A 25,018-nucleotide genomic window follows, 5' to 3' on the forward strand; every position below is an offset into this window, starting at 1 on the left:
CCCGATGAAACTCAATGAGATTTTCCTCAAGGACGTCGCCCGCTCGATCGAGGGCGTCGTCAAGGCCGACGACATCGACCACCTCGGGATCGAGGTCGAGGAGTACGTCTTCACAAACGACGCCGCCAAGGGCGTGGCTCCCCTGCTGGAGGAGTACACCAACTACACGAACGCCAACGGCGTGTGGATCTCGGGCTTCTTCGGCTCCGGCAAGTCGCACCTCCTCAAGATTCTGGCGCACCTCCTCGGCGACGTCGAGGGCCAAGCCTTCCCTCGAGAGAAGGTCAGCGACAGCTTCCTGGGCAAGACCGACGACGCGATGCTCATCGCCTCGCTGAAGAAGGCCGCCGTGATCCCGGCCAAGAGCCTGCTCTTCAACATCGACCAGAAGGCGACGCTAATCGCCAAGGACCAGACGGACGCCCTGCTCAAGGTGTTCGTCAAGGTCTTCGACGAGAGCCGTGGCTACTTCGGAAACGACGGAGCGGTCGCGCGCTTTGAGGAGGATCTCGACAAGCGCGGCCAGTACGCTGCCTTTAAGGCCGCATTCCAGAAGCACGCAAACATCGACTGGTCCCAGGGCCGCGAGCAGACCGCCCTCGAAGGCCACAACATCGACAAGGCGTTCGCCGAGGTCAACGGGGAGGCCAACTCCGGCATCATCGCCCAGTATCAGAGGTCATACGCCGTCTCGATCGAGGACTTCGCCACCTCAGTGAATGCGTGGATCGACAAGCAGGAGCCGGGCTTCCGGCTCAACTTTTTCGTCGATGAGGTCGGCCAGTTCATCGCTGACGACGTGAAGCTCATGCTGAACCTCCAGACGATCGCAGAGTCCCTCAACACGAAGTGCAAGGGACGGTCGTGGGTCTTCGTCACCTCCCAGGAAGACATGGACAAGGTCATCGGTGACCGCACCCGGCAGCAGGGCAACGACTTCTCTAAGATCCAGGCCCGTTTCAACGCAAAGCTGAAGCTCACCAGCCAGGACGTCGAGGAGGTCATAAGCAAGCGCCTGTTGGAGAAGAATCACGCAGGCGCGGCTGAGCTGAAGGCGATCCACGCCAAGGAGTCCGCGAACTTCAAGACGATCTTCGACTTCGTCGATGGCGCGAAAACCTACCGGAACTACGTCGATGAAGGTCGCTTCATCAACACCTATCCGTTCGTGACGTACCAGATCCCGATGTTCCAGGCCGCGATCGAGGGCCTGTCGGACCACAACGTGTTCGAGGGCAAGAACAGCTCGGTCGGCGAGCGCTCCATGCTCGGGGTGGTCCAGGAGGTCGCGAAGCGCATCGGTGATGAGCAGGTGGGCTATCTCGCCACGTTCGACCAGATGTTCGCTGGGATCAGTGCGGCTCTGAAATCCGCGGCCCAGAGCGCCATCCTTCAGGCAGAGAAGCACCTGCCCGATCCCGCCTCCGACGTCACGATCCTCGCCAACCGCCTGTTGAAGGCGCTGTTTCTGGTCAAATACATCGACAACTTCAAGGCCACGCCTCGCAACCTCACTGTCTTGGTCTATGACCGCTTCGGGCTCGACCTCAAGACGCTGGGCGACTCGGTACAAGAGGCACTCAACCTGCTGGAGACGCAGTCATATGTGCAGCGCAACGGCAACGTCTACGAGTACCTCACCAACGAGGAGCAGGAGATCGAGAAGGAGATCAAGGGCGTCGACATCGACTCGTCCGATGTCTCCGGCAAGCTCTTCAAGTACCTCTCGTCCGACATCTTCAAGACCAACAAGCTCAAGTCCGCCAAGAACGGCCAAGATTTCCCCTTCGGCTACAAGCTCGACGACATTGTCCAGGGCAACCAGCGCGAGTTGACCATCCACTTCATCACACCGGAGACCAGCTACACAGACGACGAGATCAAGTTGCAGAGCGCCGGCAAGGACGAGCTGCGCGTCTTCCTCGGCCGCGACAAGCGGTTGCTGGCCGACCTACGTCTGCTCCTCAAGACGGAGAAGTACACCAAGCAGCGCACCAACTCGGGTGCGACGCCGTCGATGCAGGCCATCCTTCAGTCCAAGCAGTTGCTCAACGCCGACCGGGAGAAGGATCTAATCGAGCGCCTCCGCCAAACCGTCGGCAAGGCGCAGTTGATCATCAACGCGGCCGAGATCACCTCCGTCTCCCAGGACGCCGTCGCACGGGTCTCCGACGGGTTCCAGGAGCTCGTCAACCGGACGTACACGAACCTCGGACTGCTCGGCGGGAAGGCCTACACCGAGCAGCAAGTCGCGGGTGCCGTCCAGAATGATCAGGGCCTGTTCGGTGCGGAGAGCCTCTCGGTGCTCACCTCTCCCGGCACCGAGATGGAGTCCTGGATCATCTCCCAGACCAACCTCGGCGAGCAGGTCACTATTAAGAAGATCGTTGACCGCTTCGGGTCCAAGCCATACGGCTGGGACCTCGGCTCGATCGAGGTCGTGCTGGGTTGGCTCGTCGGTACCGGCAAGGTCGCCCTCATTGTCGACGCCAACCCGGTCGTGCGGACGGTAGCTGCTTTCCTCATTCGCAACACCGGCAAGCAGCCGCACACGGTCGTCGTGCCCCAGAAGGCGTATGACGCGGCGAAGGTCGCCGCGTTCAAGAAGTTCTGCACCGATTTCTTCGACGAGGGCGGCGTGCCGAGCGACCCCACTGAGCTGGCGCGGTTCGGCAAGGTGGAACTCGCGGCCAAGCGCGACGAGTTGAACGCCCTGGTGACCAGCAGTCGGTATCCGTTCGTGAGCCAGCTCTCGGGCGTCGTCAATCTGCTCGACCAGGTCGTCGGTAAGCCTGTGGACTGGTACTTCGATGAGTTCGACAAGGCCGACGAGCTGATCGAGGCCAAGGAGGACTTGGTCGACCCGATCAAGTCGTTCCTCAATGGCCAACAGGCCAAGATCTTCGACGAGGCCCAAGCTCTCCTTGGCGGCAATAGCGGAAACCTCAGCTACCTCCCCGCCGGCAGCGCCGACCCGGTCGCGACGCTGCTCGCGGACTCCAATGCCTTCCGCGGCAACAAGATGAACCAGCTCAAGGCCGCAGCCGACACCCTCCGGGGCCAGATCGAATGCGTTGTCTCCGACAAACGGGCCGACGTGGCCGGCGCCATCGCGGGCCGCAAGAGCGAGCTGCTCGCAAGCGCTTACTACGCCAACGCCACCACAGACACACAACAGCGTGCCGGGCAGCTCGTCGACCAGGTGCTCGCCCGGGTTGCGGGAGAGAGCCAAGTCGCACTCATCCTGCAGACCGGCGCGACCTTCGAGACGAACGACTACCCAGGGCTGCTCGACTTCCTCGCCGCATCGCAGCAGGGTGCAGGCACCGGCGCACCGCCGCCCAAGCAGACGGTGTCGGTCAAGACGATCCACGTCGCCGCCATCGCCGGGGTTCTCGAAACCGAAGCGGACGTCGACACTTACCTCGCCGCCCTGCGTAACGCGCTCGTCAAGACTCTCAATGACGGAAAGCGAATCACGCTCTGATGGAAACCGCATCGCTCAAGTCGTTCGCCACGTCGGCGCGCACCGAACTCGTCCGTGAGGTCAGAGCGCGGATCACCGCCGTGCTTGCCCAAGGGTCTCCGGAGCGTGTCGAGCAGCCCAAGGCTATCTCCGCGCTGGAGAAGTCGATCGCCGCTGCGGGCGGCGGGGACAAAGGGAAGGCACATGTCTCCGACAAAGTTGCTTATACCTGGTTCAACCGCATCATCGCGCTGAGGTTCATGGACGCCAAAGGCTACACCGGGATCGGCGTCGTCTCTCCCGCGACAGACCAGGTCGGCCAGCCCGAAGTGCTTGCCGCGGCTAAGCGCGGACAGGTCGACACGGAGGTGGTCAAGGGCGCGAACGCGGCGGCCATCATCGGTCTGCTCAACGGCACCCGGCAGCCGCGGCCCGGGGTTGACGCCCAGGCAGAGGCGTACTCGCTCCTCCTTGCCGACTACTGCCGCTTCTGGAACACGGCTATGCCCTTCATCTTCGAGCGTGAGGGTGACTACACCGAGCTGCTGATTCCGGCCAACCTGCTTGCCAGCGACTCGGTTCTCAGCAGCTCGATCACAGTGCTGACCGAAGAGGTCTGCCAGGACGTCGAGGTCATCGGCTGGCTGTACCAGTTCTACATCTCAGAACGTAAGGACGACGTCTTCGCCGGCTTCAAGAATAATAAGAAGGCTGGTGCCGACGAAATCCCCGCGGCGACCCAGCTCTTCACGCCGCACTGGATCGTCCGCTACCTCGTCGAGAACTCGCTCGGCCGTCTCTGGATGCTCAACCGCCCGTCGTCGGGTCTCGTCAGCCTGATGGACTACTACATCGCACCGGTAGACGAGAAGACCGACTTCCTCAAGATCACGAAGCCCGAAGAACTCAAGGTCATCGACCCGGCTTGCGGGTCCGGCCACATGCTGACCTACGCGTTCGACCTGCTGTACGCGATCTACGAGGAGGAGGGCTATGCGCCGTCCGAGATCCCGGGCTTGATCCTCGCGCACAACCTGTACGGCACCGAGATCGACCCGCGCGCGGGAGCACTTGCCGCTTTCGCGCTGACCATGAAGGCCGTGGCAAAGCGAAAGCTCTTCCTCAAGAATGCGGTCGAGCCGAACATCTGCGTGCTGGAGCCAATCTCGTTCAGTCCCTATGAGCTCGACTACCTGGTCACGAAGAATGGGGACCGTCACGCGGAGGAGGCGTTCTGGAACCAGTTCGCCGAAGCAGACACCTTCGGGTCACTCATTCAGCCCGATCCGGATCTGGTTCCCAGGCTCACACGTCACCTCGAGACTCTCGAGGACGGTGGTGACATCTACAAAGCCGACGCGATCGAGTGGGCTCACCGGGTCCTGGTCCAAGCCACTTACTTGCTGCCGCGTTACTCGAATGCCGTTGCGAATCCGCCCTACATGGGTCGCGGAAACATGGGTCAGTCTCTGGTGGACTTCCTGGATGCCAACTACCCGAGTTCAGCTTGGGGCTTGGACGCCAGTTTTATAGCGCGGATGAGCACTTTGGTCGCACATCGCGGCCTGAGTGCCCTCGTGACGATGCAGAGCTGGATGTATCTGTCTTCGTTCGAAGGATTGAGACGCGACCTCCTAACCACCAGGGGAATCGTTGCACTCGCTCATCTGGGTGCGGGTGTCTTCGACTCCTTCGGCGGGGAGGTAGTTGCGGTCGCCGCTACGGTGTTTCAGCACTCAACTGATCGGGCGACGGGGACGTACCTTCGTCTACTCGGCAAAGGGGCACGCGAGACGGCTCTTCGCGCCACCGTTGCCGACCCTGCTCATCCGAACCGCTTTAATCGCACATCCGTGGACTTCTTGGCGCTACGCGGTGCACTCATCGCGTACTTCGCAGACAAGTCGATCGCGGATTTCCTCGCAGGACCTCCCATTCGGAACTTCGTTGAAGCGGGTGTCGGGTCGCAAACTGGTGACAATGGGCGCTTCGTCCGTTACTGGTTCGAGGTATCCCGTAGCAGAGTGAACGTCTCGGGGCGCGACGGCGTAGATGCCCACCGGTGGAGCCCCTCTACCAAGGGCGGCGAGTTCCGTCGCTGGTACGACCCTACGCTTAGTGTCATGGACTGGCGACGCGACGGAGGTCAAATAAAGCAGTTGAGTCCAGGTGCAGTGATTCGCAACGCCCCGTTGTACTTCCGCGAGAACCTGTCGTGGACGAAAGTCGGAAGCAGGATTCCCAGCTTCCGCTTCAGCGACCATCGAGTCGTCCACAACGATGCAAGCTGCTTTGTCGTTTCCCGTGGCACATCGCTCGACAGCATCTCTGCCTACCTAAACTCGCGAACCGTTACGTCCTTGGTCAAGGAACTCAATCCGACCTTGAACCTCCGTCCGGCGGCTCTCCTCGACTTTCCGTTTGTTGAGGTCGATCCAATAAATGGGAAGATCTGTCGGGAACTCAGCAAGAGCGACTGGGACAACGCAGAGCTCTCAATAGACTTCGAGCGCAATACCCTCCTTGGCGGAGTCCGTCCTGGGCGTTTAGCCACCGCGGTCGAGGCTCAACTCGCCGAGAATGCTGCGATGACTTCGAGCCTCGCAGATGCCGAGAATGCGATTGAACGAGAAGTCGCCGGTGCGGCTGGCTTGCCTGCGCCAGAACCCATTCCTTGGCACGAGCACTCAGTCCTTGCCAATCCCCAGTATCGCTACGGGACGGGCCGCACGGAACAGGAATACGTGGCACTGGCCACTGCTGATCTGATTCGTGACTTCGTTTCGTACGCCAGCGGCTGCATGTTCGGCCGCTACAGCCTCGGCGAGCCCGGCCTGATCCTGGCCGACCAAGGTGGCACGTTGCAGGAGTACCTCGCCAGGGTGCCCTCACCGACGTTCAAGCCGGATCCTGACAACGTCATCCCGATCGTTGACGGTGACTGGTTCGAGGACGACGTCGTCGGACTCTTCCGCCAGTTCCTTCGGACAGCATTCGGGGAGCAGCATTTCGAGGAGAACCTGAAGTTCGTCGCCGAGTCGCTCGGAGTGAGGAACCTGCGGGACTACTTCATCACCAAGGCGGGGAGGTCGAAGTTCTACGACGACCACGTCCAGCGATACAAGAAGCGGCCGATCTACTGGCTCTTCTCCAGCCCTAAGGGATCGTTCAACGCCCTCGTCTACATGCACCGCTACAGCCCGTCCACAGTTTCGAGCGTGCTGACGTACCTCCGCGAGTACGTGACCAAGTTGGAGTCGAGCCTCCAGCAGGCCGAGCGGGCTGGGAACGCGAAGGAGGCGGACCGGCTCCGCAAGATCCTTGTTGAGTTGAATGAATATGAGCACGACACGCTCTACCCGCTCGCATCCCGGAACGTCGACATCGACTTGGACGACGGGGTCAAGACCAACTACCCGAAGCTCGGCGCTGCGCTGCGGAAGATCACCGGATTGGAGTCAGCAAGTGACTGATCTGACCTCCGTCAAGGAAGCCCTAGAGAGTCGGCTCGCTGCTAAGCGGGTCTTGTTCTGGCATGACCCGCTCGGGGAGTACGAGGCAGACCTCAATGGCCTCGATCTTGGCGCCGTGAACGTCACTCGCGTGCAAGACAACGAGTTCGAAGTGAAGTGCACCCTTCTGGCGGACCATGTCAACAAGCATCTCGTGTACCGCACCGGCGACGTGCCCCGCGGCACCGCGAACTGGTTGCTGGACCTGGAGCTGGCCTATGGGGTCTTTACGGCGGATAAGACGTCCATGCTTCAGCAGGAACTCGGTCTCAACGACCCTGTGTTCGCTCCTGTCATCGAGCAGCACCAGAAGTTCTTCGCCGCCAATGCTCGGAAGCAAGCGCTCGAGAAACTGCTGGTGGCCGGTGACGATCCGACGAGGCTCCGCGCGAAGATGTGCCAGGTACTGGTCAAGTCCCCGGGACATACACTGACCGACATCACCCGCGAATTGCTGACTGAAAGCGCCGCAGGCAAGACAGGCAAGCTCGATGACCTCGTCACCTACGGGCTCGACCAGTTCCTGTGGGACGGACTCGCGAGCATCTACAAGTACCCCAGCAAGACCCCGACGATCGACGACTTCATCCTGTGGATGTTCAGCCGGGCGGCCGAGGACTTCGCCTCCGACACTCCCAACGAGTTCCGCAACATCCGCGTTGACTTCAACAGCCTGCGCTACGACGTCCGCAGCCAGGAGATGATGGCGACGCTCGCCTCCAGCGCGGCCGAGGCGCTCGATCTCAAATCGAAGATCGAGCATCGCGACTACCGCGAGCTGGTCCCGGTCACGATCTTCGAGGAGATCGACCGCAGGGTGATCGTGGATCTCGCAGCCGACGTCGCTGCCCGTTCGGTCACGCCTCGTGAGGTTGCCGACGTGGTGCGCCAGCGCCAAGAGAGCCTGTGGAAGGCCAAGTACGCCAAGCTGTACGAGGCCATCCAGAGCGCATCCGAGCTGCTCGCGGCCATCGCTGGACTCCCGACCACGATTACGTCGGCGGATCTCGGACTCCAGAAGTACCAGTCCGACTGGTTTCGCATCGATCAGCAATACCGCTGGTTCACCTACGCATATCAGACCGCCGACTTCCAGAAGCCACTTCGAGCTCTCAAGACTGAGGTTGACAAGCAGTACGCCAACAAGTTCCTCTACCGCTTCGGCGGACTCTGGCAGCAGGCGCTCGAGCCGACGGGCGAATGGAAGTCTGCCGCCCTCGCGCCGCAGGCCAAGTTCTTCGACCGCCATGTCGCTCCCGTGGTCAAGGACGGACGCACGAAGGCTGTCGTCATTATCTCGGACGGCATGCGTTACGAGATCGCAGAAGAACTCGCATCTATGGTCCGCAGCGAAGACCGTTTTGACGCATCGCTCTCGGCGATGCTGGGAGCGTTGCCGAGCTACACGCAGCTCGGCATGGCGTCGCTGCTTCCTCAGTCGAGTCTGGAGCTCCATCCCGAGGCACTCCCTGTGCTCGCGGATGGGAAGCCCACGAACGGTACGCCCAACCGCGACAAGATCCTGCAAACGGTCAAGGGCCACGCCATTGCCGCAGCCGACGTGTTGGCCATGGCCGGCGACGAGTTGCGCGACCTCTACAAGCAGCACCAGATCTTTTACGTCTATCACGACCGCATCGATGCGGCGGGAGATAAGGCACCGACAGAACGGACGGTCTTCGAGGCCGCCGAGGAGACGCTGCGGGAGCTGCTGCTCCTCGTGAAGAAGTGGACGAACGCCAACGCCACGAACATCCTGCTGACCGCTGACCACGGGTTTCTCTACCAGGACATCCCGCTGGAACAGTCCTACTACGTCTCCGAGGCACCCCAAGGCGACGCGGTCACCAAGACCAACCGCCGCTACGTGCTGGGCCGCGCGCTCAAGCCGTCCCCGTCCTTCATGACGTTCACCTCGGCCCAGGCCGGCCTTGTCGGTGACATCGACATCCAAATTCCTAAATCGATCCACCGCATTCCACAGCCGGGAGCTGGCACTCGCTACGTCCACGGTGGAGCATCGCTTCAGGAGATCGTCGTCCCGGTGGTCACGGTCAACAAGAAGCGCAAGAGCGACGTCCGCCCCGTCCATGTCGATCTGATGCCGGAGACGGACAAGATCACGACCGGCCAGCTCGCCGTCAAGCTGCTCCAGCGTGAGGCGGTGACGGACAAGATCCAGCCACGCCAGGTCCGCCTCGGCTTGTACGTCGGTGAAACGCTGATCTCCGACCAGCCCATCCTTACCTTCGACAGCGCTTCCGACGACCAGCGCGAGCGCTACCAACGCGCGACGCTGTACCTCACGCAGGATGCCGACGAGTTTAACAACCGCCCGGTCGAGCTGCGGCTCGAAGAGCCGATTCCAAACACGACTCAGTGGAAGCCGTTCTCGAAGGGCAGCTACACGATCAAGCGTTCATTCACGACGGACTTCGACTTCTAGGAGCTGATTGCGATGGCCGAACAGGCCTACCTTGCTGTGGTAGACGACGACTCTCCAGAGAGCGCCGACACATCTGCTCCGGCCGCTCCGCCGGTGAAGTCTGCCCTCGACCAGAAGATCAACGAGGTGTTCGGCGGCGCTGTCGTGCGAAAGGACCTGGTCAAGGCGGTCAAGGGCAACGCCATCGTGCCCTCGTTCGTCTTGGAGTACCTCCTGGGCCAGTACGCCGCCTCCGACGACGAGGCAACGATTCAGTCCGGCATCGAGAGCGTCCGCAAGATCCTTGCTGACCACTACGTCCATCGGAACCAGGCCGAGCTGATCAAGTCGAACATCCGCGAGAAGGGCCGCTACCGCGTCATCGACAAGGTGCAGGTTCAGCTCAATGAGAAGGACGACACCTACGAAGCCGAGTTCGCAAACCTCGGCATCAAGCAGGTTTTGGTCTCACCGGCGACGATCAAGGCTCATCCGAAACTGCTGGTCGGTGGCGTGTGGTGCATCTGCGACATCGAATATCAGCACAGCGACAACGCCCGCGTCGTTCCGTGGATTCTCGGCTCAATCAAGCCGATCCAGCTCTCGAATTTCGACTTCGACGGTTACGTCACGTCCCGCCGCGAGTTCAGCACCGACGAGTGGATCGGCCTGCTAATTCAGTCCGTTGGCTTCAACCCCGAGCTGTTCGGACGCCGTGGCAAGCTCATTCAGCTCGTGCGCCTGATCCCGTTCGTCGAGCGCAACTACAACCTCGTGGAGCTCGGTCCCAAGGGCACCGGCAAGTCGCACATTTACTCGGAATTCTCGCCGCACGGCATGTTGATCTCCGGGGGCGAGGTCACCGTTCCCAAGCTCTTCGCCAACAACTCCAACGGCCGCATCGGACTCGTCGGCTACTGGGATGTCGTTGCATTTGACGAGTTCGCGGGCAAGAAGAAGCGTACCGACAAGGCGCTCGTCGACATCATGAAGAACTACATGGCGAACAAGTCATTCTCCCGTGGCGTCGAGACGCTGGGAGCCGAGGCATCGATGGTGTTCGTGGGCAACACCTCCCACAACGTGCCTTACATGCTCAAACATTCTGACCTGTTCGACGAACTGCCTGACAGCTACCACGACCCGGCCTATCTCGACCGCCTGCACTTCTACATCCCTGGATGGGAAGTCGACACAATTCGTAGCGAGATGTTCTCCGACGGATACGGCTTCGTCGTCGACTACATCGCGGAGGTGCTCAAGTCGATGCGGAACGCCGATTACTCGGACCGCTACCAACAACACTTCACGCTCGGCTCGGACATCTCCACCCGCGACCGCGACGGCATCCACAAGACCTTCTCGGGCCTCATGAAGATCCTGTATCCCCAAGGTGAGGCAACGAAGGACGAGATCGAGGAGATCCTTCGGTTTGCCATCGAAGGCCGCAAGCGGGTCAAGGACCAGATCCTCCGGATGGACTCCACGATGGCCGAGGTGAGGTTCGGCTACACAGACAAGGCAGGCAACTGGCAATCCGTCACAACCTTAGAAGAGGACGAGTACCCCACCTACTACCGAGTTACAAGTAATCCAACTGAGCACGATGGGCTGACTACGCCGGGCACTAGGTCTACCGCCTCGTCCCCCTTGACTTATGCCACACCAACACCTGAAGCAGAATTATTCCAGGGACACCGCGAGTTCCAGGAAAATCAGCGCGGCGTCTCCTACGATGCGCTGTTGCTCCCTTACCTGCGCGGGGCGACCGAAATTTCGATCATCGACCCTTACATTCGGCTTCCGCACCAAGGACGCAACCTTGTCGATCTCCTCGCACTGCTGGCCGCTGAAAAAGACCCGGCCGACGAGATCGCTGTCATGCTGGTGACCAAGGAAGACAAGCTTGACGCCGAAGCCCGTCAGCTCTACATGCTGAATGACATTCAAGAAAGCTCTGCCGCCGCTGGCATACGCTTCAGCGTCGCGTGGGACGAATCCATCCACGACCGGTCAATTCGTACCAACGATGGCTGGAAGATCCTCCTCGGACGCGGCTTGGACATCTTCCAGAAGGGATCGGGCAGCCAATACGACCTCGGCGCACGTCGCCAGGAATTCCGCCAAGTCACCGCTTTCGGCGTGACCTACATCCGAGAGAGACCGCATGAGCCACGCTGAAGAGCTGCGCTGGCAGAAACGCCCCGAGGGGACGCACCGCTCTGGCTCCAGGGAAACCCCCGGCTATGACCGAGACCTCCTCCGCGAAAACGACACTGGGAACCTTTTAGGACCGACCGAATCACGTCCGGCAAATATCGATGAGATTATTCAAGCGCACACCCCAGCTGTGCTGCCCAGCCCGACAATAGCCCAGCAGGTCGCTGGCCAGGTCGTCAATGGCATCATGGACGCGCTCAGGCCGCACATCATGCACGGTGTCGACGTTGCAGTCGACACCAAGCTCGGCGTCCCCAAAATGGTGAAATGGGCCAAGAATAAGGCGGAGCAACGAAGGGGCGAGGTTCGCAACGAGAGCCCATCCGTCAGCGCCCGGCTAGAGGCGGTGCCCGGGGAGGCGACTTCGGATATCGACGATGAATCCGGCACTCTCGGGGTGCAAATGCCCAGCGTGACCGCCGAGCAGTACCAGGCGGCTCTCCTTTCAGCTGTTGAGGCGGAGCAGTACGCGGCTCATATGAGGCAGTTGCTCGCCCAAGTAGCAGTTCGTAACGGTGCGGAGAGCGCGACCCAGCCGGCGTTGGATGCCCCCGCTTCCTCGATCGACGAGGCGACACCCAAGCGTGCAGTGGAGCAGCTGAACAGCAGCGGCACCGTCGATGTCGAGTTCATGCTTGTCAAGAACCACGACACGCTACGGGCCGTCGACGGACGGCCGTCATAAGCCCCAACGGGCCTTCGGCGGTCGCTGCACCGATCTCGACTACACCCCTGAAATGCGAAGAGCCCGTCAATCGCGGCATAAAACCACTCATTCCGACCACGTGTCCCGTAATCTACACCAAGCGTCTCGGCAAAAGATCCTTTGATCGAACCCAGGAGCTGCGTCCAATCGCTTTATCCCAGGGCCGCCTTGCTTGTGTCAAGTATCTCTGGCCCCGGAAGGACGGCTAAAAATGGCCCCACCCCGGCACGTTTCGTGCTGCTGGAGAGTCTTGACCGGTGACACCTGGGAGGCGTCACCTGGCAGTACCCTGATCTGTTCCCGGCGCTCTTTCCCGTCCGCCAGCGTGGCTTCTCGACCGGAATCAGGTTTGTCACAAAAATGACAAGCCAACTTCTCTAGTCATTGGACAAAACCCATGCCTAAAGTGAGCGTCATCACTCACTTCCAGGTCTGGAGGCACAATGCTTGTTGGGGGAAGGCGGCCTGTGCCGCAACGTTCAAATCGATCTGCCGGTGGCCATAGGCCGCCGGCTTTGTTGTTGCGGGGCGCCATCGCCTCCTGCCTGGGCATCGGCCTGCTGGCCGGAACGGCAGGACCGGGCCTGGCAGTTGTGCCGGTCCCGATGGTCATTCCCGGCGCCTCGTCGGGGGAGCAGACCACCATCGGTCAGCTCGGCGCCCGGCCCGGGGCGACCCGGCTGCCGCTGCAGATTTCGGACCAGGTCTCCGGCTCCGTGGACGTCGGCACCGGCAACCTGATGCTCTCGGTCACCGGGCTGACCCTGCCGGGCGTCAACAGCGACGTTCCGCTCGGCGCGGTGTTCAACTCCCAGTCCACCGACACAACGCAAGGGGACGCCGCGCAACGGTGGACCCTGAACCTCGGCGGGACCGGCTCCCTGTCCTCGACCCCGTCGGGCGTGCTCTACACCGCCGGCGACGGCTATTCGGCCCTGTTCAGCCCGGTCTCGGGATCCACGACCGCGTTCACGGCACCGGCCGGCACCAAGGCCGACCTGGTGAAGAACGGGGACGGCACCTACACGCTGACCTCCAGGACCAACGCAGCTGTCGTGACCTTCAACGCCGACGGCCGGGTGAAATCCCTCGCGGACCGGAACGGCAACACGACGACGTTCACCCCGGCCACCGGGAAAATCACCGACATCAGCGGGAACAAGGGCGTGAGCGGCAAACTCGCCTACGACTCCTACTCCGGCACCCTCGAGACCATCTCCCTGACCAGCGGGGCAGCGACCAGGTAGGCCTCAATGTTCAACGACGGCTACGGCAACTGGATCTCTTTCACTGACCCGGCCGGCAAGGTCACCAAATTCGGCTACGACAGCGGACGGATCTCCGCGATCACCCCGCCCACGGGCGGCGCGACCAAGCTGACCTACGACACCTCGGGCAGGGTCACCCAGATCGAACGGGTCAACACCTCCGCGGGGTCGCCGGGTAACGCGATCACCCGGATCACGTACCCCTCATCGACCCAGACCCTCGTCGCGGGCCCGAACACCGACCCCGCCGTTCCGGTCGCGTCCGGACCCCGCACCACCTACACGCTGAACACCGGCGGGCGGGTCACGTCGGCGATGGATCCGATGGGCCGGGCACAGGCAAAGACCTACACCGGGGACTTCGATACGCTCACCGCCACCCAGGGCACCGGAACGACCTCCGGGACGACGACAAACACCTACGGGGCGAACACCGGTCAGTCCATTACCGTTTCTGCCTCCCAAGGCGGAGCCGCCGGCCAGGCTGAGTACGCCAACACGGCCGCGAACACCAAGTACCTGGCCACCTCGAGCACGGACGACTCTGGGAACAAGTCGCTCTACACCTACAACGGTGCCGGCAACGCCCTGACCTCCTCCGACGCCCTGGCCGCCACAGCCACCCTGGGGTACAACACCAACCTGGACGGCACGGTTGTCTCCGCCCTCGCGGCGGGGAACGGCACGAACAAGACCCTGTACGGCTACAACAACCTCCACGAGCTCACGGACCTGACCCCGGTCACCGGCTCCTCGCTCGGGGCCAGGGCCTTTACCTACGATGCCTGGGCACGCCCGCTCACCGCCACCGATGGCCGCGGTAACACCACCACCTACTCCTACGACGCCGTCGGACGGATGACCGGCACGTCCTTCTCGGACGGCACCCCGGCCGTGGCCTACACGTACAACGCCAACGGCCAGGTCATCACCCGGGTCGACGGTTCCGGCACCACCACCTACGGCTATGACCAGATGGGCCGGCTGACCTCCCGGGTCAACACCGCCGGCGGAGGGACCATCTCCTACGCTTACGACAAGGCTTCCAACCTGGTCTCCACCACCGACACCCGTGGCACCACGTCCTACGCCTTTGACGATTCCGGGGTCATGACCACCATGACTTACCTCTACAACGGCGCCCCCAAGACCCTCGCTGTCGCGACCGATGACCGGGGCCGCCGCACCGACACCTGGCTGCAGGCCAGCGCCGACCGGAGCACCTGGATGGCCCACACCCACACCGACTACGACCGCACTGGCCGGATCACCCGCGTCATCGCCGAGCAAGGGCAAGGCAACGCCGACAACACCGACGTCGTTGACCTCACCTACTGCTACTCCGCCGGCTCCACGGCACCGACCTGCCCGACCACCACCACAGCGGACCGGTCCAAAATCCAGTGGGTCAAGAACAACCTCACCGGTGCCGTCACCGCCTACACCTACGACAAGGCCGGACGCCTCACCAAGGCAGTCATCACGGGCCCGTCGCCGGCGACCTACCTCTACACCTACGACGCCCGCGGCAACCGGCTCACCGCCAGCGGCGGCACCATGCCCAGCCAGAACCTCACCGTGAACGCCGCCAACCAGATCACCAGCTCCAACTACAACTACGACGGGACCGGGAACCTCACCAAGGACCCGGACGGCACCTACGCCTACAACGCTGCCCAGCAGATGACCTCGGTCACCAAGGCCGGCACCACCTACAACTACACCTACGCCGGAACTTCACAGAACGAAGTGCTGTCCCAGACCACCCCGAACGGGACCTACAAAGTCACCTACGGGCGCACCGACGCCCAGGGCCAACCCGTCATCGAGCAGTACAAGAAGGACAACGCGACGGCGTACGTCGAACACGACCCGGTCACCGGGGAGGCCCTGATGCTGCGCACCAGCTCCGGGATGCAATCCCTCTACGTCTACGACGGCACCGGCAACCCCGCCGCCCTCATCACAAGCGGCGCCTACACCGCGTTCGCCTACGACTACGACCCCTACGGCGTCCCGGCCATCACAGCGAACTCCGGCGGGCTCGGCACCTCCCAGAACCCATACATGTTCAAGGCCGGCATCCAGGACCGCGTCACCGGCTGGGTCAAATACGGCCAGCGCTGGTACAACCCTGCCCTCGGACGCTGGACCCAACAGGACACCCTGGACGCACCGCTAAACCCGGCGAACGCGAACCGCTACGCCTTCGCAGCCAACGACCCCATCAACAACAGCGATCCAACCGGTCGAAATCTATTCGGTACCGTAGTTGGGGCCCTCGTGGGCGGAGCGATCGCCACTGCCGGAACGGGAGCGGTATGTGCAATCACCATTATTACTGTTGCCGGATGCCTGGTCGGAGCAGCTGCGTTTGGAGCGTTGGGCGGAGCCATCGCCGCGGGCGCCAATGCTGGCTCTGACGGAGCAAGCAATGAAGACGCCGGTCTCCAAACCGCCCTCGGCGCCGTGGGCGGCGCGATCTTCGGGGTGTTCGGAAAGCTGTGATCTGGAATGTGAACAAGCATTTACTCTGGGTCTGGGAGGTGAACAAGCATTGACTCTATTTGAAGGACGTAGAACCTTGAGGATCCTTGTCATTGGCATCCTTGGGGTCGTCATCTGGGGCATCGTGGGGTTCCTGATAGGCGGATGGCCGCAGGCGCTTCTTTTCGGCTTTGTCGCAGGCCCAATAATGGCTGGCTTTGCCATTCTTCCCGTCGTGATGAAGTCGAAGTCTGGGCGTCCTCCACGTCAGCGCGGATAGGCGGCGACCGCATGGTCTGTCGCGACCATGCCCAACGGTGGTGCTCGTTAATCGCGTGGGGACGAGCTTCCCACCGGGTCAACCGCACTAGCTACAAGGTCGTCTACGCACTGCCTGGGCCGAATGACGCAGCCAGGAGACTCCGGACTGATTTCCAGTCCGGGGTCTCCTCTCCAGAGCCGAGTGCCGCTTATTCAAGCGGCCATGAGTTAGCGCAATAATCGACAACCAGGAGCGAGAATGCAAAGAGCATGGCTGGCAACTTCAGCCCCCTAGTCGTCACTAGGGACTGCCCCGGCTTTTGTTGACTCGGGGTCTTAGGCCGCGGAGTCTTTTTGGAAGTATCCCGGTTTGGCCCGCGGCTGGTTCAGGTAGCCCGCTGGGGTCCGAAGTAACCGGGTTACTTCGGACCGGTGGGGCATCTTGAACAAGGACCCCGCGGCTAGCCTCCGCTTTGTTGGGCGAGGGTGTGGGCGAGGCGGTAGGAGTCGGTGCCGGTTTCGATGATGCTGCCGTTGAAGGTGAGCCGGTCCACGATTGCGGCGCACAACCTGGGGTCGGTGAAGGTCTTCGTCCAGCCGGAGAATGATTCGTTGCTGGCGATGGCGATGGAGTTCTTTTCCTCCCGTTCGGTGAGGACCTGGAAGAGGAGTTCGGCGCCGCGGCGATCCAGTTCCATGTAACCGAGCTCGTCGATGCACAGCAGGTCCACGCGTCCGTAGCGGGCGACGGTCTTGGCCAGGACTTTCTCATCGGCGGCCTCGACGAGTTCGTTCACGAGCCTGGTGGCGAGTGTGTATTTGACCCGGTAGCCCTTCTCCGCCGCTGCGGTGCCGAGGCCGATGAGCAGGTGGGATTTCCCGGTCCCGGAGTCTCCGATGAGGCATAGGGGTGATCCTTTGCGGATCCAGTCGCCGGTGGCGAGGGTGTGGATGGTGGCGGGGTTGATGTTCGGGTTGGCGTCGAAGTCGAAGTCTCCGAGCCATTTGTCCCGGGGAAAGTTTGCGGCTTTGACGCGGCGGATGGAGGAGCGCCGGTCGCGGTCATCGCACTCGGCCAGCAGCAGTTCGGCCAGGAAGCCCTGGTAGGAGAGCTGTTCCTTCCCGGCGACGGTCAGGGCTTCGTCCAGGACTGCCCGGATCGTGGGCAGGCGCAGTCGGCGGCAGGCCTGGTCTACGGCGGCGACGGCGGCCTGTTCGGTGAGGCCGCGCCGCCGGCGCAGAGTCGGCGTGATCGTCGTGGAGGGTGCGGCAGGGCTCATGAGATGTTCTCCTTCGAGACGGTTCCGACGGGGTGTTCGGCGCGTTTGGCCAACAGCTCGTCATAGGCAGTGACCGAAGGCAGGGGCCGGGTGTCCGGCGGGAGCCCGGCGATCACCGCGGCGGGGTCCATGAGCCGGCGCTGGGTCAGGCTGACAACCCGTTGGACTTTCACGTCGTCGTGAGCACCGGGATGACGGTCCGGCCCAGACCCGCCCGAGGGGATACTTGAGGCGTGTCTCCGGGCTTCGACGGCGACCACGTCGGCGCTGACCGCCCCCACGCCCAGCGCCGCGGTGATCCCTGCCTGGATGTCGCGGGCGTCCATGGAGCGGTGGAGCAGCAGCACGTCGATGAGTTCCCGGGTGCCGTCGGCGTCGCCGTTGACTCGGCGGGAGGCGGCCCAGAATGCCTCGTGGGCGTTGGTGAACGCACCGGAATCCCGTGCCCGGGCCAGGGCTGTGGAGCCGGGCAGCGCGCCGGGCTTGGTCTTGAGGACCTCGAGGTAGTGATCCAGCTGGACTGACTGCCCGCTCTTGGCAACGATCCGGGGATGTCTGGCGGTCACGGCGCGGCCGTCGAAAACCACGACCTCGGATGCCCGCAGCGACACCCGGACCTTCCGGCCGATGAACCGGGCCGGGACGGAGTACTTCACCATCCGCACCGTGATCATCGAGGACCGGTCCACCCGCGGCGTCAGCACCAGCCCCGGGTCGAAGGTCTCTCCCGGCAGCGGAGCCAGGAACGGCTGTTCGTGGGTGAAGTCCTGCCCAATGGTGCGGATCCTGTCATTGATCCGCCGGGCCTCGTCCAGGGATTCCCAGGCCCGGATCCGGTCGTTGAGATCATCCAGAGACTCCGCAACGGGCACGGGTGAGAGCCGGTTGCGGCGGAACCAGCCAACCTCCCCTTCGACCCCGCCCTTCTCATGCGCCCCGGCGATGCCGGGCTGGCAGTAGAAGGGGTCGAAGCCGTAGTGCGAGCGGAACAACAGCCATCTGTCGTTCTCCTGTCGCTGCCGGCCCTGCCCGAACACCACCGCGCTGACCGCGCTGGTGAGATTGTCATAGCGGATGTGCCTGACCGGCACCCCGCCGACCTCGTTGAACGCTTCGATGTGGCCTTCCAGGAAAGCTTCCTGCGCCTGCGTCGGATAGATCCGGTGGATGGCCTTGCCCGAGTAAGACAGCCGGAAGACGAACATGTGGCACTTCGTCTTCACCCCGTTCAGCACCACCCAGACCTCGCCGAAATCCACCTCCGCCTCCGCACCCGGGGCGTGCTCCTGGGGCACGAACACTTCAACCCTGCGGCCGGCCTCCACATCTATCTGCGCCCGGCGGACCCGCACATAGTCACGCACCGTCGAATACGACAGATCGGCCGCTCCGTGCTCCTCAATGAGCCGGGCCAGAATCCTGCGGGCGGTATGGCGCTGCTTCCTCGGCGCGGTGGTGTCCTCGGTCAGCATGGCATCGATTGCCGCTTTGAACGGCTCCAACCGCCACGCCACCCCTTGCCTCGTTTTGCGCTCCGGAGGCGCAGCTGATTCCAGAGCCTGCCGCACCGTCCTTCGGTGAACCTTGTGCCTTGCGGCCAGCGCGCGGACCGAGAGGCCCTCGACCCGGGCGTCCCTTCGAATCAGCGCGAACAACTCCACTCTCGACTCCATCCAGACCAGCCTTCCGCCGCATCCATCCACTGATGAATCCAACGCTGAAGGCGGGGCCACATATAACCGTCACAAGCTGCCCGGCGAGTCACGAAGTGGGGCCAGAAATACCTGTCCTGCCGGGGCCATCCCAACCTGTCATAGTCACCGCCTCCTCTTACGGCGTTGAGCCCGGTCCCGTTGTCATACTGGCTAGATGATCGATTGGCCCAACGCTCTTACCGGATTCTGCTTCGGCGTCGTGACCACGCTGATTTTCTGGATCCCTGACCGCATCCGCGCCAAGCGCCAGCGCCGTGCGGAAATGTGGGAGGCATGGAAAGTTGCTATGAAGGAAATAGAGTTGCTGACGTGGAACCCGGAAACCCGCAACCGGGATATCTATGTCGCTCGTACCCGGTACCCCATCGATCTCTGGCGAACGGTCCTGAAAGAACGAGACGGGTTCCAGCTTTTACAGCGGCTGGAGATGGCTTACTCAACAGTCGAATACTTGGCTGAAAAGCGGTCCACCAAACCGCCTTCGGCAACCTACCTCCAGTTCGAGCAGGCGGAAACTGCCTGGAATGAGGCCCGAATTGCTTTCGCCAACTATTCCCGAGGGGCCCAATCCAAGGGATACGCGGAACTCCTACGCAAAGAGGAACGCCGGGAAACTACGCAAAAGTTCCTGCGCAACCCACTCGGAGCATTGCGCCAAACCCGGTCACAAGCTAAGCCAACCAAGGTGCCCAGATAAGCTGAAGACTAAGCAACCAGGCGGGGCGAGAGCGGGCGGGCAGTGACCGACGAGGAACTGCGGCGGGGGTTGGTGGCATCATCCGCGCCATCCACGAAAATAGCCCGCGATGCACCCCGGACGACGTTGCCTGCTGGAAAGTGCTGCTGCCTGCAACTTCTCCCGAGTTGATCTGCCACAACGACCTTGCTCCCTGGAACCTCCTGGTGGAAGAACGGCGGGTTTTCATCGATTTGGACGGATCCGCCCCAGCTCGCGGTTCCGGGACCTCGCCTCAGCAGCGCAGACATCCGCCGGATGATGGTCTGGTGCCGACCCTATCGACGCGGCGTCCGCTTTCGCGCCCTGGCTGATAGATTCCGACCGCAGACGACATCCTGCGTCGCGCTGGGAGGCAACAACCGAGTCCGTCTCACAGCACATCGGCATATGGCGTTAGACGCTCAACAGCTAGAGCAGATGGCTTTCGCACAGGGATCCTTTCCAGAGATGAACGTAGGCTGTCAATTCGACGCAAGAACGCCCGAGCCGGTGGCATAAGGTGTTCCCGTGTCTGATCTGCAACCCTTTGCCCTCTGCGGGCCTGCCGAGACGGCGGTCTCGGCCACAGCGGCTTCCCGTGCAACCCTCACCCTCGGTCATGTGCTCACTGGCATGGGCGCGGACTATGACCCAACGGTCCGGCCGGAACACGTACACGTCATCCGCCACGCCTTCAAGCCGGGCGACCCCGGGGCGCTGCGCGGTCCGGAGGACCTGACCGAGGAGCGAGTCCTCGCCTACACCAGAGAGCAGGACCTCTCGCCCCGTCGCTTCCCCTCTGACCCTCCCCGATACTGGGTGATCCTCGTCGCCGACGGCCAGCGCCGCTCCCGCCTGTGGGGTACCTTCGAGAACCACGGCGAAGTGACCGCAGATCGCACCGAGTCGAGCCGCTTCTTCGACTTGCGCCCGTCAGGCTTCCTCGCGCCGCTCAACGACCGGCTTGTGGTCGAATGGGACACTCCCCGCAGCTGGCACCGAAGCGCCGCCTCCGCCAGCGCCGCGCGCATGCCTGTGCTGGAGATTGCCGACCGGGACAAGGTCCAGTTCCCGGGGTTTGATGGCGTGCTGCTCAGCTACCACCAACTACGCGACATGGTGGAAGATCCCCGCTACGCCGATTGGCGCGCTGCACTGTCAGAGGTTCAAGGGATTTACCTCATCACAGACTCCACCAACGGCAAGCAGTACGTCGGCAAGGCCGACGGTGCCGAACGCATACTTGGCCGGTGGACAGCCTACGCGCGTGACGGTCACGGCGGGAACGTAGCTCTCCGCGAGCTTGCCCATCAGAGCGCAGCTGGGGAAAGGACAGGGATGAAGACTGACCATGCCCGGCACTTCGTTTTCAGCCTCCTCCGCGTCTTCGGACCCAGCACACCGTCCTCCGAGGTGAACTTGGCCGAGTCCCACTACAAAGCAGCGCTTATGACACGCACGTTCGGACTCAACAGAAACTGATCGAGCCGCGGGGAAAGCCGACTGCATCAGCGATACCTATCGATTTCACAAGGGAAGGAAGCTGCCTCCGGCGAAGATGGCTGCGAAGGTGGCATCCTCAAGACATGAACGCAACGAACGACACACCTCAAATCCTCGACCTGCACGCCTGGGAGACACTTCGGGACTCCCACGCCGCCTACATGTCAGGCACATCGCGGGCATACGACGAGGTCCTCGCCGACGTCGCGGACCGAATCCGCGCGACGGCCAGCATCGGCAAAGCCGATATCGGGGCGTTGCTCTTCTGGAAGCGCCTCCGCGCGGATACACCCTGGGTCCGTGAACTTATGGTCAAGCCCGAAGAGGAAGTCAGGGAGATTACGGAGAAAGCCGTGTCTGCCGTCACCGATGTGTCACTGTCGGTACCTAAGGCGGCTTCTGCCGGCCGGGCGGCGCTTTCACCGCTTCCTGGCTTCAAAGCGGGAGATGCACTGGCTTCAGCACTTCTGCTGGCCGCATCCCCCGAACGAATGGCGGTATACGACGAGCGTGCCCAAACCGGGCTGGAGACTCTGGGTCTCCCGCTCTCCCCTGCGCCCGGGAGGTATGGACGCTACATGGAACTGGTTGAAGACCTGCGGTTGACGGCGGCCCACTACGGCCACACTTGGTCTGCGAGGGATGTCGATGTCGCACTCTTCTGGCTCGGCGGCCCGAATTCACAGTCCTGAAGTATCCCGGGCCAGCACAAAGGTGGCCATAGCCTTACTGAGCTGATCGACTTCGTAATGAGCGGCGGACTATGCGCGCGGTCGGACCGCAGTTGCCGTGAACATACCCGAAAGCCTAGTACTAGCATGTCCCTTACAACTAGGAGGCAGTCATGGCGATATCCGCGCGCAGCTCGTCGCGGCCTTACGGGCGATGGCTTTTCGATGGCGAACTGCGCCCGCGAAGCTCGTTCTCCTAGACACAGAAGCCGTAGTTTGCCCAGATGCATGACCTTCCGGGATCCCTGCGCGGGGCGAAGCTATCTGATCGCGGATGCCCGGCAGCCCTCGAGATTGTTCGAGCACCTGATGGAACACGCCGGCGCTGAGATCACCCTGACGACTTGCCTGCTGGGTCGCTAGCTCAAGGAACCTCAGTGTGACTGTCATCTCGTGGTGCCAATCCTCCACAGGGCTCTCGGGCCACTGGCTCACCTCGCCGACGGGAACACCTTTTCGGAACGGCTTCGGCTTCTCCAGCTCTTGTCGGACTGGCTCTCCGAAAAAGATCAGCGCCGCACACTTTTTACTTGACTTCGTGTTGCCTCTCAGCTGAGTGCTGCCACCTTAGTCCCAGCAATCCAACGATGGCCCGAGGAGGGCTCCCGCGAGTCACACCAATGCAACGCTCCACTCGTTCACGCGATCCCCGCATCTTCGTCGGGTCCTTCACCGGCGACGATCCGCTCAGCAGTAACCCGGTATGCCTGCTCGATGTACTGTTCAAGGTCAGCGGCAGCTACACGCCACAGCCCCTTGCCGCCAATCTGGATCCCTCGCAGTTCGCCAGTCTTCAACAACATCCGCACTGTTGGCAGGCCAACGCATAGCTCTTCGGCTACCTGCTCAATCGTCAAGAACCTCGGCCGCTTTGGTCGCTCAGTCTCACTCACCTGACAACCATAACCACGACGGCAGTCCTCCGCCGGGCAGCGGGGGCCGCAGCCAAGGCCAACGCCTAACCCCGAAGTTCTGACGGGCGGCAGAGAAAAACCCCATCACATCCAACAAGATGTGATGGGGTTTCCCGCGGTGTTAGACGTCAGAGGGTGCTGACGCAGGCGGCGACACTGGCAGCGCCGGGACGGTGACAGCCTGCGGCCCGACGGCCATATGAATGGGCAACGCATCGATTTTCGTCAAGGCACGGGTGATGCCCACGCATACCAGGATGTTGCCTACGAGTGCCGCTGCCCACCCAACGAAGGTAAAGGTAATGGCACCGCTGCTGGGGCCGTAATAGCTAGAGCTGGAAGAAATCAACGTCGTGGTGGCAAGCAAGCCAATGACCGAGCCAATGATCGACAGGACGACACCGCCGGAAAAGAACCCGGCGGACGGTTTGAACTGCATAACTCCCCTTGATTAGTGCGAATGACTTCGCAAGATTACAGGCAACTTCGGACCCCGCCGGGAATCACGGTGATAGCCAGCGCGCGTGCCGGGATCGCCTCAAGGCATCCAGGGGAGGTGGCTCTCAAGAGGCCCACCCTGACCGCCGGTCAGGTGAGCAGGAAGTCTGCCGACCGCTCAACCTCAATTTCAAGTCTAAAGGAGGCCCATTCTTGGGCACTCAAAGGGAAAATGACTAAGCCCAATTCGAGGGCCGGCCCCAGGGTTCGCGAGAGAGTCGACACGCTGACATTGAGCGTGTCTGCAATCACTCACGACGTTGGCTTGAAGTGTGCCACCGTGCGTGCAGGTGGAACCCCGTCATCACCACTTGACCTGCTTCCCGTTCGGGCGAATGCCGAGTGGGCCGATATTTGAGCGTCTGCACCATGTAATCCAGGTCGACCCGCGTGCTGACGAATATTGCAGCGCCCACAGACTCTGGTCCGCAAAGAAAACCCGACGTCCCATAATCGGCGGTCCTTCTCACACTCCGGGCGATTGCTTCCTATGACTGCGAAGGCGCCACGACTGTCGGTGGGGTGTGCGACTATTGCTTCACGCCGTCCTAGGGCGTCACTTTCATTGAATATGGGGGAACCATGAAGGTCCATCGCTCCAGCCACGTCCGCGCCGCGGCCCTGCCGGCACTGAAATCCAGGCGATTGTCTACGCTGCGGCGGGCGCTCAGTGCATCGGTGGTCGTGGCTGGCCTGCTGCTGACAGGCCTGGCCGTTCCGGCCGAAGCAGCAACCGTATACAAGGCCCCGCTGCGCACCGCCGTACGCGGACTCGTCGTCGCGGCAGAGGTCAACACCGGCTACGACCGGGACCGCTACTTCGGCACCTGGCGGGACACCAACGGGGATTGCCAGAACACGCGGCAGGAAGTCCTCATCCAGGAGTCCAAGGCCGCCGTGTCCTTTACCAGCCGCGGCTGCACGGCCGGCACGGGACGCTGGGTGGCCTCGTGGGATAACCGCGTCCACACCTCAGCGTCGACAGTGCAGATCGACCACACGGTCCCGGTCCATGAAGCCTGGGGATCCGGGGCCAGGTACTGGTCCCAGGCTCGGCGCGTGGCCTACTACAACGACCTCGGCGACACCCGCACGCTCAGCGCCCAGACGTCCGCACTCAACTCCTCAAAGCAGGCCAGCGGCCCGGAGGCGTGGATGCCGCCGCAGAACCGCTGCGCGTACATCGGCCAGTGGGTGGCAGTGAAGATCCGCTGGGGCCTGCGCGTCGACAGCACCGAGAAAGCGGCACTGATCCGCTACGCAGACTCCTGCCCCAACATCACACTCACCGTTACCCGCGCCTAAGTCGCCAGA

Annotated in this window: 16 protein-coding genes; 12 read left to right on the forward strand and 4 right to left on the reverse strand. The window is 62.4% G+C overall.

Going from position 1 to position 25,018, the window contains the following annotated elements:
* Positions 1–4 precede the first annotated feature (4 nt).
* The 7 genes from brxC to AC1DBX_RS06470 all read left to right on the forward strand — a co-directional run bounded on the left by brxC (position 5) and on the right by AC1DBX_RS06470 (position 16,105).
* Positions 5–3,487 carry a BREX system P-loop protein BrxC gene (gene brxC / locus AC1DBX_RS06440; RefSeq protein WP_476931331.1) on the forward strand — a complete coding sequence of 1,161 codons (3,483 nt, stop codon included), beginning with the start codon at positions 5–7 and terminating at the stop codon, positions 3,485–3,487.
* A complete protein-coding gene (gene pglX / locus AC1DBX_RS06445; protein ID WP_476931332.1) occupies positions 3,487–6,939 on the forward strand; it encodes a BREX-1 system adenine-specific DNA-methyltransferase PglX in 3,453 nt (1,150 codons plus the stop codon). The genes brxC and pglX overlap by 1 nt, the downstream gene beginning before the upstream one ends.
* Positions 6,932–9,424 (forward strand): BREX-1 system phosphatase PglZ type A, encoded by a 2,493-nt coding sequence (gene pglZ, locus AC1DBX_RS06450; protein ID WP_476931333.1) that lies wholly within the window; start codon positions 6,932–6,934, stop codon positions 9,422–9,424. Before pglX ends, pglZ begins: the two co-directional genes overlap by 8 nt.
* A gap of 12 nt (positions 9,425–9,436) precedes the next feature.
* Positions 9,437–11,584, forward strand: coding sequence for a BREX system Lon protease-like protein BrxL (gene brxL, locus AC1DBX_RS06455; protein WP_476931334.1), 2,148 nt, complete (start codon positions 9,437–9,439; stop codon positions 11,582–11,584).
* Complete coding sequence (locus AC1DBX_RS06460; protein ID WP_476931335.1) at positions 11,571–12,308, forward strand: hypothetical protein; 738 nt, start codon at positions 11,571–11,573, stop codon at positions 12,306–12,308. The genes brxL and AC1DBX_RS06460 overlap by 14 nt, the downstream gene beginning before the upstream one ends.
* 536 nt (positions 12,309–12,844) lie before the next feature.
* Positions 12,845–13,576 (forward strand): hypothetical protein, encoded by a 732-nt coding sequence (locus tag AC1DBX_RS06465; RefSeq protein WP_476931336.1) that lies wholly within the window; start codon positions 12,845–12,847, stop codon positions 13,574–13,576.
* A gap of 6 nt (positions 13,577–13,582) precedes the next feature.
* Positions 13,583–16,105, forward strand: a complete 2,523-nt coding sequence (locus AC1DBX_RS06470) for an RHS repeat domain-containing protein (RefSeq protein ID WP_476931337.1) — start codon at positions 13,583–13,585, stop codon at positions 16,103–16,105.
* A 701-nt stretch (positions 16,106–16,806) separates the two neighbouring features.
* Here AC1DBX_RS06470 and istB read toward each other — a convergent pair.
* Both istB and istA read right to left on the reverse strand, forming a co-directional pair.
* Complete coding sequence (gene istB / locus AC1DBX_RS06475; RefSeq protein WP_476872872.1) at positions 16,807–17,625, reverse strand: IS21-like element helper ATPase IstB; 819 nt, start codon at positions 17,623–17,625, stop codon at positions 16,807–16,809.
* Positions 17,622–19,298 (reverse strand): IS21 family transposase, encoded by a 1,677-nt coding sequence (gene istA / locus AC1DBX_RS06480; protein ID WP_476872873.1) that lies wholly within the window; start codon positions 19,296–19,298, stop codon positions 17,622–17,624. The genes istB and istA overlap by 4 nt, the downstream gene beginning before the upstream one ends.
* A gap of 196 nt (positions 19,299–19,494) precedes the next feature.
* Between istA and AC1DBX_RS06485 the strand changes: the two genes are divergently transcribed.
* The 4 genes from AC1DBX_RS06485 to AC1DBX_RS06500 all read left to right on the forward strand — a co-directional run bounded on the left by AC1DBX_RS06485 (position 19,495) and on the right by AC1DBX_RS06500 (position 22,253).
* The gene (locus tag AC1DBX_RS06485; protein WP_476931338.1) at positions 19,495–20,037 is read left to right on the forward strand and encodes a hypothetical protein; all 543 of its coding nucleotides are present in this window, start codon (positions 19,495–19,497) and stop codon (positions 20,035–20,037) included.
* Positions 20,038–20,177: 140 nt separating this feature from the next.
* A complete protein-coding gene (locus AC1DBX_RS06490) occupies positions 20,178–20,390 on the forward strand; it encodes a phosphotransferase (protein ID WP_476931339.1) in 213 nt (70 codons plus the stop codon).
* Positions 20,391–20,586: 196 nt separating this feature from the next.
* Entirely contained in the window at positions 20,587–21,540 is a 954-nt protein-coding gene (locus AC1DBX_RS06495; protein WP_476931340.1) for a GIY-YIG nuclease family protein, read from the forward strand.
* A gap of 104 nt (positions 21,541–21,644) precedes the next feature.
* Entirely contained in the window at positions 21,645–22,253 is a 609-nt protein-coding gene (locus tag AC1DBX_RS06500; protein ID WP_476931341.1) for a hypothetical protein, read from the forward strand.
* 677 nt (positions 22,254–22,930) lie between these two features.
* Here the strand turns inward: AC1DBX_RS06500 and AC1DBX_RS06505 are convergent.
* On the reverse strand, positions 22,931–23,149 hold the full coding sequence (locus AC1DBX_RS06505; protein ID WP_476931342.1) for an excisionase family DNA-binding protein: 219 nt from the start codon (positions 23,147–23,149) through the stop codon (positions 22,931–22,933).
* 178 nt (positions 23,150–23,327) lie between these two features.
* The gene (locus tag AC1DBX_RS06510) at positions 23,328–23,645 is read right to left on the reverse strand and encodes a hypothetical protein (protein ID WP_476931343.1); all 318 of its coding nucleotides are present in this window, start codon (positions 23,643–23,645) and stop codon (positions 23,328–23,330) included.
* A gap of 641 nt (positions 23,646–24,286) precedes the next feature.
* Between AC1DBX_RS06510 and AC1DBX_RS06515 the strand changes: the two genes are divergently transcribed.
* Entirely contained in the window at positions 24,287–25,009 is a 723-nt protein-coding gene (locus AC1DBX_RS06515; RefSeq protein WP_476931344.1) for an HNH endonuclease family protein, read from the forward strand.
* The last annotated feature ends 9 nt before the right edge of the window (positions 25,010–25,018 follow it).

It is taken from the genome of Arthrobacter sp. 10N44_2, from assembly GCF_056394385.1.

Coding starts and splice junctions, on each gene's coding strand:
- AC1DBX_RS06460 (WP_476931335.1), top strand. CDS start 11,571: ATGAGCCACGCTGAAGAGCTGCGCTGGCAGAAACGCCCCGAGGGGACG.
- brxC (WP_476931331.1), top strand. CDS start 5: ATGAAACTCAATGAGATTTTCCTCAAGGACGTCGCCCGCTCGATCGAG.
- pglX (WP_476931332.1), top strand. CDS start 3,487: ATGGAAACCGCATCGCTCAAGTCGTTCGCCACGTCGGCGCGCACCGAA.
- brxL (WP_476931334.1), top strand. CDS start 9,437: ATGGCCGAACAGGCCTACCTTGCTGTGGTAGACGACGACTCTCCAGAG.
- istB (WP_476872872.1), bottom strand. CDS start 17,625: ATGAGCCCTGCCGCACCCTCCACGACGATCACGCCGACTCTGCGCCGG.
- AC1DBX_RS06500 (WP_476931341.1), top strand. CDS start 21,645: ATGAACGCAACGAACGACACACCTCAAATCCTCGACCTGCACGCCTGG.
- AC1DBX_RS06470 (WP_476931337.1), top strand. CDS start 13,583: ATGTTCAACGACGGCTACGGCAACTGGATCTCTTTCACTGACCCGGCC.
- istA (WP_476872873.1), bottom strand. CDS start 19,298: ATGGAGTCGAGAGTGGAGTTGTTCGCGCTGATTCGAAGGGACGCCCGG.
- AC1DBX_RS06485 (WP_476931338.1), top strand. CDS start 19,495: ATGATCGATTGGCCCAACGCTCTTACCGGATTCTGCTTCGGCGTCGTG.
- AC1DBX_RS06510 (WP_476931343.1), bottom strand. CDS start 23,645: ATGCAGTTCAAACCGTCCGCCGGGTTCTTTTCCGGCGGTGTCGTCCTG.
- AC1DBX_RS06515 (WP_476931344.1), top strand. CDS start 24,287: ATGAAGGTCCATCGCTCCAGCCACGTCCGCGCCGCGGCCCTGCCGGCA.